At 47.3% G+C, this 16,720-nt stretch carries 17 protein-coding genes; 7 read left to right on the plus strand and 10 right to left on the minus strand.

Translation table 11 applies throughout. The annotated features are described in order from the left end of the window. Positions 1–136: 136 nt before the first annotated feature. The 3 genes from U2F10_RS22365 (at position 137) to U2F10_RS22375 (ending at position 3,747) form a co-directional block, all read left to right on the plus strand. A complete protein-coding gene (locus U2F10_RS22365) occupies positions 137–2,350 on the plus strand; it encodes a GumC family protein (RefSeq protein ID WP_163659933.1) in 2,214 nt (737 codons plus the stop codon). A 240-nt stretch (positions 2,351–2,590) separates the two neighbouring features. Continuing rightward, positions 2,591–2,920: an MgPME-cyclase complex family protein gene (locus tag U2F10_RS22370; protein WP_006516938.1), complete on the plus strand. Its 330-nt coding sequence runs from the start codon at positions 2,591–2,593 to the stop codon at positions 2,918–2,920. A 101-nt stretch (positions 2,921–3,021) separates the two neighbouring features. Continuing rightward, positions 3,022–3,747, plus strand: coding sequence for a hypothetical protein (locus U2F10_RS22375; protein ID WP_499867849.1), 726 nt, complete (start codon positions 3,022–3,024; stop codon positions 3,745–3,747). Between the two features lie 54 nt (positions 3,748–3,801). On the opposite strand, the gene U2F10_RS22380 is transcribed toward U2F10_RS22375, so the two are convergent. The 3 genes from U2F10_RS22380 to folD form a co-directional block, all read right to left on the minus strand. After that, positions 3,802–4,254, minus strand: a complete 453-nt coding sequence (locus U2F10_RS22380) for a divergent PAP2 family protein (protein WP_163659929.1) — start codon at positions 4,252–4,254, stop codon at positions 3,802–3,804. A gap of 34 nt (positions 4,255–4,288) precedes the next feature. After that, positions 4,289–5,197 carry a geranylgeranyl diphosphate synthase CrtE gene (gene crtE / locus U2F10_RS22385; RefSeq protein WP_499873337.1) on the minus strand — a complete coding sequence of 303 codons (909 nt, stop codon included), beginning with the start codon at positions 5,195–5,197 and terminating at the stop codon, positions 4,289–4,291. Positions 5,198–5,288: 91 nt separating this feature from the next. Continuing rightward, positions 5,289–6,158, minus strand: coding sequence for a bifunctional methylenetetrahydrofolate dehydrogenase/methenyltetrahydrofolate cyclohydrolase FolD (folD, locus tag U2F10_RS22390; protein WP_163702827.1), 870 nt, complete (start codon positions 6,156–6,158; stop codon positions 5,289–5,291). A 308-nt stretch (positions 6,159–6,466) separates the two neighbouring features. On the opposite strand from folD, the gene U2F10_RS22395 reads away from it, so the two are divergent. Further along, positions 6,467–6,829, plus strand: coding sequence for a hypothetical protein (locus U2F10_RS22395; RefSeq protein ID WP_163659923.1), 363 nt, complete (start codon positions 6,467–6,469; stop codon positions 6,827–6,829). A gap of 5 nt (positions 6,830–6,834) precedes the next feature. Here the strand turns inward: U2F10_RS22395 and U2F10_RS22400 are convergent, their stop codons facing one another. From U2F10_RS22400 to U2F10_RS22420, 5 genes are all read right to left on the minus strand, one after another. Beyond that, positions 6,835–7,110, minus strand: coding sequence for a hypothetical protein (locus tag U2F10_RS22400; RefSeq protein WP_499873338.1), 276 nt, complete (start codon positions 7,108–7,110; stop codon positions 6,835–6,837). 149 nt (positions 7,111–7,259) lie between these two features. Beyond that, positions 7,260–8,741 carry a carotenoid oxygenase family protein gene (locus U2F10_RS22405; RefSeq protein ID WP_499873339.1) on the minus strand — a complete coding sequence of 494 codons (1,482 nt, stop codon included), beginning with the start codon at positions 8,739–8,741 and terminating at the stop codon, positions 7,260–7,262. Positions 8,742–8,830: 89 nt separating this feature from the next. Beyond that, complete coding sequence (locus tag U2F10_RS22410; protein ID WP_163659918.1) at positions 8,831–10,219, minus strand: folate/biopterin family MFS transporter; 1,389 nt, start codon at positions 10,217–10,219, stop codon at positions 8,831–8,833. Between the two features lie 159 nt (positions 10,220–10,378). After that, entirely contained in the window at positions 10,379–10,672 is a 294-nt protein-coding gene (locus U2F10_RS22415; RefSeq protein WP_163659916.1) for a hypothetical protein, read from the minus strand. Between the two features lie 157 nt (positions 10,673–10,829). After that, positions 10,830–11,360, minus strand: a complete 531-nt coding sequence (locus tag U2F10_RS22420) for a DUF4330 domain-containing protein (protein WP_163659914.1) — start codon at positions 11,358–11,360, stop codon at positions 10,830–10,832. A gap of 433 nt (positions 11,361–11,793) precedes the next feature. Between U2F10_RS22420 and U2F10_RS22425 the strand changes: the two genes are divergently transcribed. Next, complete coding sequence (locus tag U2F10_RS22425) at positions 11,794–12,642, plus strand: M48 family metallopeptidase (protein WP_163659912.1); 849 nt, start codon at positions 11,794–11,796, stop codon at positions 12,640–12,642. On the opposite strand, the gene U2F10_RS22430 is transcribed toward U2F10_RS22425, so the two are convergent. After that, on the minus strand, positions 12,612–13,397 hold the full coding sequence (locus U2F10_RS22430; RefSeq protein ID WP_163659910.1) for a pantothenate kinase: 786 nt from the start codon (positions 13,395–13,397) through the stop codon (positions 12,612–12,614). The two genes, U2F10_RS22425 and U2F10_RS22430, sit on opposite strands and share 31 nt — an antisense overlap. Positions 13,398–14,167: 770 nt before the next feature. Then, the gene (gene stpA / locus U2F10_RS22435; RefSeq protein WP_499873340.1) at positions 14,168–15,445 is read right to left on the minus strand and encodes a glucosylglycerol 3-phosphatase; all 1,278 of its coding nucleotides are present in this window, start codon (positions 15,443–15,445) and stop codon (positions 14,168–14,170) included. A gap of 98 nt (positions 15,446–15,543) precedes the next feature. Between stpA and U2F10_RS22440 the strand changes: the two genes are divergently transcribed. Continuing rightward, positions 15,544–16,188 carry an L-threonylcarbamoyladenylate synthase gene (locus U2F10_RS22440; RefSeq protein ID WP_163659906.1) on the plus strand — a complete coding sequence of 215 codons (645 nt, stop codon included), beginning with the start codon at positions 15,544–15,546 and terminating at the stop codon, positions 16,186–16,188. 17 nt (positions 16,189–16,205) lie between these two features. Next, positions 16,206–16,460 (plus strand): hypothetical protein, encoded by a 255-nt coding sequence (locus U2F10_RS22445; RefSeq protein WP_163659904.1) that lies wholly within the window; start codon positions 16,206–16,208, stop codon positions 16,458–16,460. The last annotated feature ends 260 nt before the right edge of the window (positions 16,461–16,720 follow it).

Genomic DNA, 16,720 nt, shown 5'->3' on the forward strand with positions numbered 1-16,720 from the left:
CCATTTGGTGATTGAGCTATGATTGCCTTAACTGTCTGGATTAGTAGCCTAGATTTCTGAAAAATTACTGACTGTCACCTGAGCAAATGATTCAGGCCATTGCCTTCCCTTAGTTCTCTTTATCCGATGAGTGCCCATGGTATCTCCTATTTTTAAGCGGTATCTATTAGCTGTTCAGCGATATAAGTGGGCTGGACTGACCTGTTTACTGTCAATTGTTGGTGCTTCGGGGGTTGTAGCTCTACAGCCGCCCCCGCCAGTTGAGTACTATGCCGAGGGAACACTGGTTGATAATGCTCCCTTGGTTTCACTTACTAATACGGCAGACACTATTGATCAGCTTGGGAGGGGCATCATTAGTAAGGATCAGCTGCTATCTGAGGTCTTGCTGAAAGAGGTGTCTAGACAGCTGGGGACAAGAGGTATCGATCTGACACCAGGGGAGATTCGTAGAAATACGACGGTGACAGTCAGTGGTGGCAAAAAGGGTGAGACTGGCCTTCGGGCAGATGTTAGCTTTATTCATGCTGACGAAGAGACGGCAACGGTTGTGCTAAACACACTCTTCCAAGGCATGGTTGAGCTAAGTCGTGTCCGTAATAAAGCCCGTCTGCAAGCTATTATTGATGCTTTGAACGAGCGCCTACCACCCATTGAAACCGCCCTCAGGCAAGCGGAACAAACTTTAGAGCAATATGACCGTCAGGAAGGACCAGCCATTCAAGCTGCATTAGATGGCAGTTTGTTGGGGCAAATTTCAGGTAGCCAACAGCAAATTCGGCAGAATGAAATCACCCTGGCTGGTATTGATACTCAAATTCGTAGTCTAGAACAACGGTTGGGACTGACTGCTGATGAAGCCTATGTGTCTTCAGCTTTAAGTGCTGACCCGCTAATTGCTAATTTGCGAGCGCAAATCTATCAGGCTGAAAATGAGTTAAATATATTGCAAGCGTCAGATTATCGTGAAGATCATCCTATAGTTGTGGAATCTCTACGGAACTATAGTGCATTGCAATCACAGCTCAGTCGTCGGGTAAACGATGTTCTGTCTGGTGATGGTCAAACGGCTGCTTTGCCTTCTGGCATTGTTAACATCAATAGTAATTTAGACCCTGCCCGAGCTGGTTTGGCCAACCAGTTGGTCAATTTGCAAACGGAACGGGATACTCTGATCAGTCAGAGTCAAGTTTTGGCCCTATCGGCTCGAGACTTGCGCCAGCAGTATTCCAGTTTACCTAATAAGCAGTTGGAGCGTGAGCGTTTGGCCTATCAGGTGGGCCTGAAAAAGGCACTTTATGATCAGATCCAAGCTCGAATTGTCGATGCGGAAGCTGCGGAGGCTGAAACGGTTAGTAGTTTAACTGTGGCGAGTCCTCCTACCGCTGTTATTAACGAACCTGAAAAGCCAAACCCTGCTACCATTCTCCTGATAGGAGGCTTGCTGGGGCTTGTTTCAGGTGGTGGAATCATCTTCCTATTGGATATGCTAGACGGCACTATCCGTACGCCCGAAGATTTGGAAAAACTGCTGCGCGATCAGGATATGCCAATATTAGGGGCTGTCCCAGTTATTCGTACACGCCCAGCTAAAGCGGCACCCATTTTGGTGCAGTCCGATTCTCAGTATCACAGTAGCTATGAACGCTGTTTGAGCAAGTTGCGTTTGACAGGCTTTGAAGATAGTGTAATTGGTCCTCGTGTGGTGTTAGTGACCAGCACGATTAGTAATGAAGGTAAGAGTATTACGGCCTATAATCTGGCAATTGCAGCTGCTCAAGCGGGGCGTCGTACCCTTCTAGTGGAAGCTGATTTGCGTTCCGGCTCTAAGGCTCAATATTTAGGATTAGTGAATGATGATCAAGTTTTGATGGAACCGCTACGCTATTACGGTGGCAGTATTGGCGACAATGTGCGTATGGTGCCATTTGTCGAAAACTTGTATGTGTCGCCTAGTCCTGGTCCTCAGCGTCAAGCTGCTGCCATTCTTGAATCAAGCGAGATGCGTCGTTTCCTAGACGATGCGCGTGAGCGGTTTGATATGGTTATCTTAGATACGCCGTCTTTGAGTCGTGTTGATGATGCTTTATTGCTAGAAGAGCAGACCGACGGCATGATATTGGTGGCGCGGCCTGGTGTAACAGAAAGAGCTGTTTTAAATACAGCACTTGAGGAGCTAGATCTCAACGAAGATATCCGCTTGTTGGGCGTCTTAATTAATGGCGCTAATGTCACTCTTCAAGACGAAATTGACGATGACGATTATCAAGATGATGATGAGCGTTATTTCCTTGAAGAAGATGAACAGGATACTCCTCGAGAAGTCGCTACAGCACGGATCGATTTCTAGAGATCAGTCGGATCTTCAAAGGCTAACGATACGAGGTGGTTGGCTACGCTGATATTGGAACAGACATAAGTATGTTCTAGTTTCTAACGTTATAAACAAGTCAGGCTTGTATAGGTTGGCTGCGTACAAGGTTTAATTACAGAAAATAACAGTGGTTCTGCATTCCCTGTTAGAATCCTGTCTATTGGATTTGAAATCTGACCTTACGGGGTCATTACTTTTGGTGGTTTTATAAGACAGATGACAACATACTATTACGCCGTAGCCAGCCAGCGCTTTTTACTGGAAGAAGAGCCCCTGGAAGAAGTTCTTAAGGAACGGCGACGTTATTATCAAGAACAAGAAAAAGAGATTGATTTTTGGTTAATTAAGCAGCCTGCTTTTCTGGAGGCATCTGAACTAGAGGCTGTTAAGGTAAGTTGCCCACAACCTTCAGCAGCCATAGTTTCCACTGATAAGGTGTTTATTACCTGGCTGAAGTTGCGACTTGAGTATATTGCCACTGGGGAGTTTGAGACTCCGTTGACCTCCGTTAACGATCCGCTTGCTTCCTTAGCTGCTGCTGCATAATTGGCATACAAATCATATTCACGCTATAACTCTGGGGTATTTTCTATCCGAATAACAGCTTTGGGGTACGAGTGCGGTTGAGTTAGCTAGGAGGTTTAGCTATGGGGTATCGGTGGTTAAGTGGAGCCATGCTTATTCTCCTTAGCAGTGGTGTGCAAGGGATAGCTCAGAGTTATCCTGACTGTCCACCCCCTGCAAGTGGAGAATATTTATTGCTTGTGCGTGGTTCTGATGCGGAGACTCGCGATCGCACTATCTCCGTCCTCCCGGTCGATAAGCCCACTCTGGTGTGTAACTATTTGGACGATACCGTCATTCGTGCTGGTGGTTTCACGTCCCTGGAGGTAGCTAATTCTTGGGCACTGTACCTCAACGATATTGAAGAACTTGAGACTGTTGTTGTTGAGTCATCCACTGCAACGCAAGAGCCAGTGGTTGTAGATGCTGAGCCATCCACTGCAACGCAAGAGCCAGTGGTGGATGACTCAGCAACATCCTCTACTACTGCTGAGCAGGAGCCAGTGACAGGGCCTATTGTAGCTGCTACGCCTGTTGCAGACCTGCAATCTCAGTATCAGCCAACATTGTTGGGTGAGGGGGTGGCCGTCCTGGTGGACTATCAGCAAAATCCTGAGATTGGACGTAATTTGGCCCAACAAGGAAGCGTGGGCTTAGCAGTTTATCTCCAGCAGCCCTATCTGTTAGTGCTGCATACAACCGATTCATCGGCGGCGGCAGCAAGATTACAACAGCTAGTTGATAGCGGCCTAACGTCCTTCTTAGTGAATGGAGAAAAGGTCATCCGACTGACCGATACAATTCAGTAATTCCTAACAGTTGCTCATAGGCAAGCCGAGTCGCTTTTTGATAAGCTACCAACCCTAATAGGTCGGTGCTGCTAATAGCCAAATAAACACACCTAAGGCCGCACCGGCAATTACTTGTAAAGGTGTATGGCCTAGGAGTTCTTTGAGCCGATCTTCTTGAAATTCATGATCGTTAAAGAACTCATCTACAATTTGGTTGAGGACCCGTGCTTGTTTGCCAGCAGCCTGGCGAACTCCAGCAGCGTCATACATAACAATGACGGCAAATACGGCAGTCACAGCAAATGCTGGACTGGACCAGCCGATGGTCTGGCCGATGCCGCAGGTGAGCGCAGTGACTAAAGCTGAGTGAGAGCTGGGCATGCCGCCTGTTTCGACCAGAACACGAAAGTTCAAGCGATGGTGGGTAATAGCCTCAATGATAAGCTTGAGTAACTGGGCGCTTAAGCAAGCAACTAGGGATACGACAAGAACGTGGTTCTGGAGAATCTCGATAAAGGTTTCCATATAAGTATATTCAATTCAATAATTCAACGAGATATTAGTGAGTGCGCGCAGTGATAAAGTCTGCGATCGCAACCAGAGGTCGTTTCAGGGGGCCAAACGGTTCCAGCTCTTCTTTAGCTGCCTGGATCAGGTCGTCAGCCTTCTTTCTTGATTCATCTAGTCCCCAAATGCTTGGATAGGTTGCCTTTTGAGCCTGAATATCTTTGCCAATCGATTTGCCCAGTTCTTCTTGGGTCGAGGTAACATCTAGGACATCATCCACAATTTGAAACGCTAGACCAATATTCTGAGCATAGCGAGAAAGACGCTCAATGGTGTCATTGTCAGCTCCTGCAAGGACCGCCCCTGAGACCACAGAAACCTCAAGCAACGCCGCAGTTTTATGTATGTGGATAAAGTTGAGGGTTTCAATTGATGTGTCGGGTTTGCCTTCGGAAGCCAAATCAACAATTTGGCCGCCCACAAGACCAGCAGCCCCTACGGCGTGCCCTAGTCGGCGGATAACGTCTAACACTGCTGTTGCCGGAACATCCTCAGTGCGGTCAGCAATGAATTCAAAGGCATAGGCTAGGAGGGCATCACCTGCCAAAATTGCCACATCGTCACCATAAACCTTGTGGTTGGTCAGTTGACCCCGACGATAGTTGTCATTGTCCATGGCCGGTAGATCATCGTGGATTAGCGACATGGTGTGGACCATTTCTAGCGCACAGGCTGTGGGCATGGCTTGGGCGCTCGTCCCTCCCACCAATTCGCAGGTTGCCAAACAGAGAATTGGCCGTAACCGCTTACCCCCGGCCATCACTGAGTAGCGCATTGACTCATAAATGACTTCGGGATAGACCACCGCTAATGACTGATCGAGAGCAGCCTCAACATCAGCCCCCTTAGTGGCCAGGTAGGAGTTGAGGTCAAAATCAACATTGACATCGGTGGGCATCATGGTTATGGAAAACGAATTTATGGAGCAGTCAACACCATAGCAATGGAAAATGCAATCGCGTGGCGTTAAAAACGAAAAGGCTAACTATTAATTAACCATTAAATCGTTTACGGTAGCTTAATACTGTATTGTGCAACAACATGGTCACTGTCATGGGGCCAATTCCACCGGGTACGGGGGTAATTGCTCCAGCTAGGGGTTCCACACTGGCAAAATCAACATCTCCAACCAGTCGAGATTTGCCTGACTCGGCATCCTGAATACGATTAATTCCCACATCAATCACAGTGGCTCCTGGTTTGACCCAATCAGCACCGATCATATTGGGGCGGCCCACAGCCGCAACTAAAATATCTGCCTGACGGCATAGTTCAGCTAAATCTTGTGTTCGAGAGTGGGCAATCGTGACCGTGGCATTCGCCTCTAGCAACATGAGGGCCATCGGTTTACCGACTAAGATGCTACGCCCTAATACAACAGCCTTTTTCCCGGCTGGTTCAATGTTGTACTCCTTCAGGACAGCCATGACGCCAGCGGGAGTGCAGCTGCGCAGGCCAGATTCTCCACGTATCAGCCGCCCCATATTTTCAGGATGCAATCCATCAGCATCCTTAGCCGGATCGATGCGATTAAGCAGTGCTACAGCATCTATATGGTCAGGTAGAGGTAGCTGAACTAAAATGCCATCTACTCGGTCATCTTGATTCAGCTGGTCAATTATTTCAGCGACCGTCGCTTGAGACGTGTCAGCAGGTAAATGGGAGCCAAAAGATGCAATTCCTAGCCGTTCGCAGGCCCGTTCTTTATTTCTGACGTAAGCGGCACTGGCGGGATGGTCACCTACCATTAGTACGGCTAAGCCAGGTGGTCTGTCCCTATGCTCACTGTCATGATTAATGTCGGCTGCGAGCTGGGATTGAATTTTGTTGGCAAGTGCTTTGCCATCTAACCGCTGGGCCATGAAATTTTTACTAACTTTATCGGCGACTTTACCGATGCAGCTAGTCAATTAGGGGATACTAGCCACATTGGCTCTATCCAGAGTACCAAAGGCTACTCCTTGACCCAAATGCGAGCGTTTCAAGTCAACATGGCCTGCTTGATAACTGATAAACAAAACCAATATGCATTCGTTGCACAGCCTTTCCTAAATTGACTGATGCTCGAATGCTTTGATTGGACCCTGACAGACGTGAACCCTGACAGACTCCTTTTGCAATGCGTTTTTTAAATTACAGACTGATTATATTCAGCCTCGGAATCAGCTTCATGACGATCTGTTCCGCTTGTCAATCCCCATCGGGTGGCCAAGTGCCCGTTATCTCTCTGCCTCAATCAACGGTTACGATTGATTCCCTGCGTCAACCCCAGCGTGTTGAGCGGTCGGTTCCTCTCCAAGGCTCGGTAAAGCAACATCTAACGATTTTGAATGGCTGGCTATATCAGATTGATGATGGCACCGGGCAGGTGTGGATCTTGACTCAACAAGAGCCACCCGCTGTCGGTAAGCAAGTATATGTGGAGGGCTTGCTGCGTTACGAAGCGATTCCTATCAATGGAGCTGATGTCGGGGATTATTATTTAGAAGAAGAACAGCGAGAGCTACAGCAGCTATCTGAAGATGTGTCTTAATCGCATCAAGATTGCGACCCCGCAAGGGTTCTTAAATGAATGGGAGTTACTGCATCGTTAGAGGGTACGGCGTGGTACATGTCATTGGCGATCAAGTAGCGATCTAGGATGGCCTGGGCATCGTCGGCGGATTTGAGCTGATAGGTTACAAAAAAGCGATAAGATGCTTGGCCTGGAGGAAACGCATGGCTATCTTCCCAGACATCAAGACAGATGCCTTGTTGATTGGTGCGCAAGCGGTAGTTCAAGGTTTTGTTACCTGATGTTGGGTTAGAATTCATCGTCGGTACGGGTGTTATTTGTCACTTGGTTACACTACGCATAGTGCCCGTCTGTTGCCAGGCTTCAACTTTCTGGTGCCACAAATCGGCACGATCCCTGATTAAGGGAGACGGTGAGAAGCCTGGGTATTGGTAAAAACCGTTGTGTTCTACGCAGGTATCACAAAATCCTGCGTGAAATTACCATGCAATCCGTAGGGCACATGATGGGGGAGCTTCAGTGTGGCTACCGGACCTTGTGTCACATTTTGAGCATCTAAAATTGCTAGCTCTGAGCAACCGCGTTCGGCATTGTAAAACTGACTTAAAATCCAGCCATCATCTTCAACTGTGCTATTGGGACGCGGCACAAAGATCGGTTCACCGGCAAAGCCGCGGGGGGCAAAACTCCAAATCTCTTCTTTGCCAGTGGCTAAATCCCGTTTAAGTACAGCCTGGAGAGGGGCATTACCTTGGGGCTGATGGGCAACACCAATGTATAAATAGCGGTAGGGACGACCCACGTTGTTGGGGTTTAGGTCAGGAAACTCGCAACCGCGCTCAATTAAACAGTCCGCTTGGCTAGTCTCTGTGGTCAGGTCTAATTCAAAACGCCATAGCTGTCCTTCAGGAATTCGACTAAAATCAGCTTCTAAGTAGTTTTCTGCACCTTTAAGATCGGGAAATTCTTGATAGCAAACGGAATCTAAGTAGAGCTTGCCATCAGCCTCGAACGCATTGGCATGATGGAAAACAAAGCAGGGTTGCAGATCAACTGTTTGAATGGGGCTGATGCCATCGCGGGGAATAACAATGGCTCGTGTGGGTTGTTTCTCATTGAACTGAATACATTCAGCAGCTCCTTTGATGCCTGCCAGGTAAGGTATGGGATTAAAGCTCACCGGGTTTTGAAAGAAGATGCAGTAGTTCGGGGTGATGGCGAAGTCGTGCAGAAACGCGAACCCTGGAATATTGCGGCGGTGAGTATGCACCAGGCGGCCTTTTGGATCAAATTCGTAGAGGGTAATGGTGCTAGATAGTCCCGTTTTAACGCCGAAGTTGACCAGGCAGGGTTGGTTGTTGGTGCGATCGCAACTTGGATCAATCCGTGGATGGGCAGAAAAAGCTTCCCCCGGTTTGAGCACACCGTCTAAGTAATCCAGACCCAGGGTGTCTAATGTCTCAGGATTGAGTCGATGGGGTTCCGCTGCTTCCCATAGGGCCAGCAATTTTTCGCCCCAATAAATCACATTGGTATTGGCGATGTTCTTGAGGCGTAAATCAAAGGCATTGGCCATGGGACCACCGGGTTTTTGGGTACCAAATACACCGCGATAGAGAGGTTTTCCAGCAGCTCGTTCTTTGACATAACCCTCGGTACGTACAAAGCGATTGCGAAAATAGGCTTTGCCTTGGGCAATAGAGATGGCCGTAATCATGCCATCGCCATCGAAAGGATGGTGTACAGGATAACCGTTAACATCGAGTAATCCTGGGCCATTCCGAAAGAGTGTTCCTTCTAGTTCAGCGGGAATGGTGCCATCAATGTCTTCAATTGCATAGGCATACTCATTGGGCTGTGAACGATAGCCGCTACGCCAATCGTCCATGTCAAAGCTAGTGGAAGCACTGGGAGATGAGAGAGTCTGCATAGGAAGAGGTAATTGATGTGATTCGGGTATGAATTGTGAATGTGTAAGGCCTGCGTGTGATGTTAATCACCACCTAATTGGCTAGCGCGTTATGACGATGTAAGTACCGGTTCTGGAGCCGCTGAATCTTTGTCAGCAGCGTCTTCCCCATCGGCCTCAGATAATTCCATGTCTGACGATGCAGACGTGCTAGGGAGCAAAAATAGTAGTGGCAGTGGTAATAACGTCGTGAGACTGGTAATGGTTACGAGCAGCCACAAATTCTCAAAATCTGTCTCAGTCACATGCAACCAATGGGTTAAGAGGGCACCTAGCTCATGGGAAACAAGACCGGCCAGATTGACAATCGACATTAGCAGCGCAAAGAGGGTGGCTTCTACACCAGCGGGGCATAGTCTTGCTGACAAGACCAGCACAGGCATAAACGCAATTTGGCCCATGATGGTAAGAATTGCGCTATCGCCAAGACTAAACCAGTGATCGTCAATACCGATGCTGCGATTCGCATGGGTCACCAAAAGCAATGTGGTCATGCCCCCCAACGCTGCTAGAACGGTAGACCAAGCAAAAATTGTCCGAAATGGAACGGCTTTGAGAAAGCGCTGAAAAATAGCGATACCTACCAGGGCTGCCAGACTGGTGACTAGGCGGACTCGTCCTAGAAATTCAGGCTCGAACCCTAAATCGTTAGTGGTGAAAAAGAAAAAAGCTGAATCAGCACTGGGGGTGGACTGCCAGAGAAACAGAAATAAAGCAGGCATCCAAATGACCCGTTGGCTAAAGGCTGCCTTTAGCTGTTTGACCTGACTCCATACCGTTTGAAAGTTTGCTTTTTCTTGGGCCGGTTCCTCTGCAATCAGCCAGGCGACGACGGAGACAATTAGGGGAAATGTGGCGGTTACCGCAAAAACTACGCGGGTACTTGTTTGCTCCAAGAGTAATCCGCCCAGGTAGGCCGTTAGTACCCCCCCTAGGGCAGACGCCCCCCAGCACAGTGACTGGAGGGTGCCAACTTCGCTCTGGGATTCTTGACGGGCACGCTCGACCACTAAGGAATCCACAATCACGTCTGCGATCGCAACAGACAGCGAACTGAGCAAGATCATCGTGGTCGCTAGCCAAGCGGTATTAGCGAGGGTTGCCAAGGTCAGCCAAGCCGCTGTACCCATCACGCCCGATAAGACTAGATAGGGGCGTCTGCGATAGCCAATGATAGGTAAGCCATCAGATAAGAATCCGAATAGGGGCTTAATGGTCCAAGGTAAGCTAGCGATTCCGGTGAGTGCTGCAACTTCTGCAGGGCTCAGACCTAAATCATCCTTAAGAAAAAAACTAATTGCTAACCGAGCCAGACCTAAGATGCCTTGCACAAAGTACACCAGCAAGATAGCGGTTAACTCAGTAGTCAGGGGCCGACCTAGTAAAATGCGTTTTTCCAAAAATTGCTTAATACCCTGCGAGTCGGCAGCTGCAGTCATGGACGACAAAAACCTTTAAGAAATGTCAATTAATTTTAATCATAACGATTCTCCTGCCATTGCCCCAGAACATTGGCCAATAATCCAAAAAAATGGGGGCAATGATTTGCCCCCTAAGCCCTGAAATTAATTGAGAAAAAGCGGATCAAATGCTATTGACTATGACTTATCGCGTGTATCTAGAGCGTCGAGACGATATTGCTGGATAGTCGTGTCAGTTAGTGAGCCGCTGCTTTTTGTGCGTAGATTTAGCTCATCTAGGCGACGCTGCTGAAGCGTAGTATTGACCAAAGAATCACTGCTCTTCGTGCGCTGATCCAACGCATCTAACCGACGCTGCTGAAGAGTGGTGTCTACTAAAGAATCATGAGTAGGACTTTTAGCTTCAACAGCAGGTGTAATAGCAGCAGCAGCTAATAGAACTGATAAACCAGAAAGTACGAAGCGTTTCATAGTGTGTCCTCCAAAGAAAGGAAGTTTTTAATGCTTTCTTATCTGTGATTTTGGACAACACATCTGAATAGCCTCTGATAGAAGTCTGAGAGCTTTTAAAAAAAGAATGATAGTTGGCTGAGCAAAGAATGTGATTTAAATCACATTCTTTGCCGGATCACTCAAGGATACGAACAGCTACCGTACTAGCTTTAAACGTGTAGATTTTGCCTTCTAATTCAATGGGGGTGCCAATTTTAATTCTGCTATTGCCTAAGACAGGACCATCCTTGGTAATCTCGGCGGTTCCTGTCAGAGTGATCAACATGTCAGCCGTAAATCCTAGTTCAGGTCTTGGATCAGGAAACGATTTCACTGAGCCATCAGGTTGGGGGACGGCAGTGCTACGGGGCAGAGCTTGCACATCTTTGACGGTAACTTGGCCGTAGGGTTGATTGCGAATAATGATTTTGGTAGTGCCTTCAGCCTTCAGGTCGTCTAGAAACTGTTCAGGATTGAGAACAGTCAAACCTCGAGTCATCACATCGACTTCGACCTCCTGATTAACAGCTCCAACTGGGGCCACCGAACCTGAGGCACCAGGGTAGAAAAATATGGCAACTGCCACCATTAGAATAATCAGTCCTGCTCCAATATCTAGGAGACTGATTTTGCCAAATAAGCGGCCTTTAGAATCCAAAATAGCCATAGTTTCTGGCACTCCGAACAATCCCTACTATTTAGACTTAGTGCGTTTGAAAGCGCTGATTAGCCCAAGCGATAATGTAACAGACATGCAACGTCTCTATACAGAATATGCAAAGCAATCGTTAGTATTTAACCATGGGGCATGTCGATTAAATGGGCGTCAGACTATTAAGCAGTGCCTGGGTTGCAGTGTCAAATCGTAGATTGATGGAGTATCCGCCAGTTGACGAATGCTGCCTCCTCATGTGACTGCTTAAGCTGGGTTTAGTGCCCAAATTTACAGTCAATTAACTGTCACAGCCTCCAGATTAAGCCTCGGCAGCTATCGTTATGGTCAAACCATGGACATCAATTGACTGTTGTCGTTGTCCAACTTCAGAGTTGACCGTACCTGTCTTTTGTTTGATTCATCGTTTCACTACAGTAAGCTGACCATGTCTAATGCATTTCTCCGCTGGGGTAATCGCTGGCAACGCCGTTTAGCCTATGGCTTGATGGCTTTTTTCGTGACGTTAAGTTTTGGCGTCTTTACACCAAGACCTGCTACTGCCGGTTTGCTCGACATCATTTTGCCGACGATTCAAGTGTTTCAGATTACCAATATGTCTGATGAGCAGGAAGTTAGTCTGGGTAAGCAGGTTAATCAACAGCTGCTTTCTAGCTCATTTCGACTACATCGAGATTCCTCCCTCACAGCTTATGTAGATCAAATTGGTCAGAGCCTGATTCCCCATAGCGATCGTCCAGATATCCCCTACGTATTTCAGGTGGTTGAAGACGACAGCATTAATGCGTTTGCCACGATGGGGGGGTATGTATACATTACGACTGGTCTGCTCGCCGCGGCTGACAATGAGGCAGAGGTTGCAGGGGTGCTTGGACACGAAATTGGACACATTGCCGAAAAGCATGCCCTTGATCAGATGCGAGATGTTGCCATTGCCCAGGGTGTGGCCGGGGCCTTTGGGCTGAGCCGCAACCAAATGGTGGGGATTGCTGTGGATGTGGCATTGACTCTGCCCAACAGCCGTAGAGATGAGCTTGTAGCTGACGAACATGGCTTTGTCACCATGGGTGAAGCTGGCTATGATCAGACTGGTATGGCAACGCTGATGCAAAAGCTAGATAGTGGCAACAGCCCACCAGCTATCTTTAGCACGCACCCAAATCCTCGTGATCGAGTAGTGCGTCTACAGCAAATGGATAACGAATCAGCAATTCCTTCAGCGACAGCCGGTACTGATACTACAGCCTATAGTTCTCGAGTTTCCTCCTTGCGGTAAGCAGAGATTCCCCAAAACATAAGGTTTGGATCAAACCAGGTTCTATTTACTAGAGCCTGGTTTTGTTGTATCTGATATTGCGCCAGGTAAAGGCGATGGAGATACTCGCCGTCACCGCCTGTGAATAGAATAGATGTGTCAGGATATTGGCTGATCCAGCTGTGAATAAATTCATGGATGCTAGCCAGGATGGTATGAATTACACCGCCTTGAATGGCACTAGGAGTATCCTGAGCCCACCGTGTTGGTAAGTGTGGCGGCGGGCTGAGATGGGGGAGTGCTGCGGTGTAGTGATGTAAGGCAGCTAGATGCGATCGCACGCCCAATAAAATGGCTCCTCCCACAAACGTACCAGCGTCTCCCGCTGTAAATGTCAGTGCGGTACCTCCATCGATGACCAAAGTAGGCCAACTATAGTGCTGACCCGCGCCCCAAAGCGTAACAATGCGATCCAGCCCCATGGTGGGATACACCTTCTCTAAAGGAAAATGACGGAGCCATCGAATCGTAGATATATGTTCCACCCCCCGTGTTTGGCTGGGCACCACTGAAACAGCCCAAATATTGAGAGATTCAATTGGTAAGAGCCGTATCTGAGAGGGGGCATGGGCTGCCAAAATTGAGGATAAGTCTGGGGTGGGTGTTTGGCTATTGACTAGATGTTCATGGTGCCAAACGTGTTGTAAGTGATCATCCTGAAACCAGGCCCAGTGCCATCGCGTATTCCCAATGACGAGGGCTAGCCAATCAATCATTATTGCTTTAACTATTGGCTTAGTACAGATTTATGCGGTCTAAAATTATTCATTAAAATAGGGACCAGTTATTTCTAACTGGTCCCTTTTAACTTGGCAAAACTCAAAAACAATCGCTAGTCTACTGTTAATTTGGTTGGAGAAATAGATAAGATTAAGTTGCTAGGGTTTACGATTCAAATTTGCTACTTGCCTTATATCGATTGAGATTTGGTTGCTTTTTTCAATTACTTGAAATGATGCTAACCCTACTTAGACACATAGCTAAACCTGAAGAAGATTTGGATTTCAAATGTCAGGAACAATTGGATTTGCCTGACAGCTATTCAGTTGTTTCTATAGGATTAATGTAGCACTAGCGACATGGTCTGATCGATGGCCTTTACTCAAGTTTACAACGGTTTATATAAGTCTTCGATTGATTATCTTTATCAATTTAGAAAATTGGTTAGAGTCAGTTTTGTAACGTTTTAGTCCTACTTTAAGGGTTTCATTTTTTGTTGGCTGACTAATATGATCCTTTGTTCATTTAGCTTCGCCAATCATGCCTGCACCATTGCGCAGCGCGGCTGTTATGAGCATGAGATGCCACCGTATCGAGACTATCTGCTTTCCGATTGCACCTTAGGTAGATAGAGCATTGCGATGACAGTTGCCATCGCAATGCTCTAGTATCGGTCCCGGATATTGTGGTTGAGGCGTCGGTGTCGCGAGCCTGCCCAGCTTGATGGCTATACCGCCCAATGAATTCCGAAGCTGACCCTCTCAGGTTACAATTGTCGCCGCCCGTGGGCACCTGTTTCGAATATCTGGCAATATTGCTGATGACCACCAGGAAAAACCACATTTAGCTTTAGCGGGTCGCTATTATCCCGTGGATCACCAGGGCCTTGGGTTACTTTTGAGATACCATTTTGGGTCTCCACTTGGACGGGACGACGGTTTTTAAGTTCTCCACCACTGCTGTCGACATAGGCGACGAGATTGCCATTATTAAAGACGTGGCCGATATTTTGGATCAGCTGGAGGAAGTTGCGATCGCTCCCACCACGCTGAAACACCAATCCATCTTCTGTCTCCACAGCCTGGCTGGTAACCGTATCACCAACACCAATGATCAGCGGCATGTGCGCCGGGTCAAAGTCTTGCTTGACCAGAGCCAACATATCATCCATCGTTCTAGGGGCTTGCCGCGCATTAAATCCAATCCCTAAGGGGTGTACCCCTATTTTCTTGAAGTAATAGCGATTAAGTAAAGCCAGTACTCCAGCTTCCTTAATGGCTCCGCGCAGCATAAATTGAAAATCTGTGGTGCCTGAAGTGGTCTCATTGGCCCACCATACAGCTTCGTCACCATTGTTGTTGCGCCCTAAGTTAGGGGCATAGTGCACAAAAAATGAGTCCCCCAAGCCTTTTTCTACAGCCTCTGTCAAAAGCTGATCCATTAGCACTTTCATGTGTTCTTGAATTTGTTGATAAAGCGCTGGATTGGCAAGCTTTTCGTAAAACGTGTTGAGGTTGGCTGTAGGGGATGCCATATTGTCTAGTACTGATGCATTGATGCAGTGGTTTAGAACTTCTGAGGATAAACCGTGGTTAAGGTTGTTCAAAAACTCACGCAGGGCTGTTGTAATCCGATTGGGGACAGATTGAAGAAAAATGAGCTCATCATCACTGACGCCAGGGTGGTTTAACTGGCCGTAGCGGTCCTGCCACTGCACACCTCCGGCTGCTAGCCCTGGTAAGTGACAATCGCTCACGTCTTTCCCTAATGCCTTTTCAATAATGCCGTTAATTCCTCGTTTGCCAATGTGTTCACCATTGGTCAGAACAAAAAAATGACCATCATAGGCTGTGACAGCTTCTACATATGATGGATGGATTTCACGGTTGAGGGGATCTTTAACCAGTCCCATGCACACTCCATCCAAATCTTGAATGATCAGTAGGTTTTCGGTGTGGGTAAGTAACTTAGTGAACGCCGCGTGATCTAAGGAAAACGTTTGCTGATGTAGTGGTACACGTGTTTCAAAGCTGGAGGTGACCATAGGACTTTTGTTAAGAGAATTAGCCGTTTTCGTAAAAATACGGTAGCACTCGTTACGATACAGTTTGCAGTAGCGAGTCACGAGTGAGGGCTCGACCCATGGCTACAATTTATACTCTCCATCCAGAGTCGCCTCAATTGTTTAAAGTCGAGAAAATTCGTAAGCAGTTGCAAAGTGGTGCGGTGATGCTCTACGCCACTGATACTGTTTATGCTATTGGCTGTGATTTGCTGTCTAAGAATGCCATTAAGCGGGTACGGCAGCTCAAGAAACTGTCAAATGATAAACCCCTGACATTTCTGTGCTCGTCGCTGTCGAATATTGCTGAGTATGCCTATGTCAGTGATCCGGCCTATCGGACAATGCGTTATCTGGTGCCAGGACCCTATACATTTATTTTGCCTGCGACAAAATTAGTGCCGAAGCTAGTGATGAATCCTAAACGTAAGACGACAGGGATTCGGGTGCCGGATAGTGCAGTGTGTCAGGCACTCTTGAAGAGTCTGGGCAACCCGATTATTTCCACGTCGGCCCATACGGGGGATATGGATGAAGCTTACTTCTCTCGCTATGAGTTGTTTGATGCTTTAGAGAAGCAGGTTGATCTGATTATTGATAGTGAAGCTGAGCCGAGCTATCTGGCATCGACGATTTTGGATATGACTGAAGATGAGCCAGTCATTCTGCGTAAAGGCTTAGGCTTTGATGCCGTCGAACAATTCGCAGCAGCAGCAATTGAGTAGATCCAGCCAAGGTTTTAGTGGCAACAAGTTCCTATGACACCATTGGTAATGTGTTTTTCTCTCCCATGATTCACATTGAGCCTATGGCACTGAAGCACCTCTTAGTGATTATCTCTGCGTTTCACATACTCAGCACAAAGGCTATCTTCGAATGGATTTATTATCTGGAAGGGCTGTCTCAGGATGATCAAGTTGTGTTCGAGGCTGTGAGCGATGACGGTATTGATGCAACAACGTTGCGATCGCGACAACAAAAAGAGAACGCCAATTGATATGATGTGTCAAGAATAGGGCTACACAGGTCTTCATTCGCATACTAATCAATATTAATGATTTCTGTAGCTGTAACAGTTTTTTGTGATTGCTATTTTTTAGGGAAGATAGTGCCTGAAAATGAATAAAACTTCTTGATTAAAGGCAGTATTTTTACCTTTTACAATACGTGGTTTTTGATTGGAAAGTGAGATGCGCAAAAAAAAGACTGCCGGTTTGCACCGCACAGTCTAATCATTGGCTTTCAGAATCAAAGAGA

The organism is Leptothoe sp. EHU-05/26/07-4 (genome assembly GCF_043421015.1).
GTDB lineage: Bacteria > Cyanobacteriota > Cyanobacteriia > Phormidesmidales > Phormidesmidaceae > Leptothoe > Leptothoe turfae.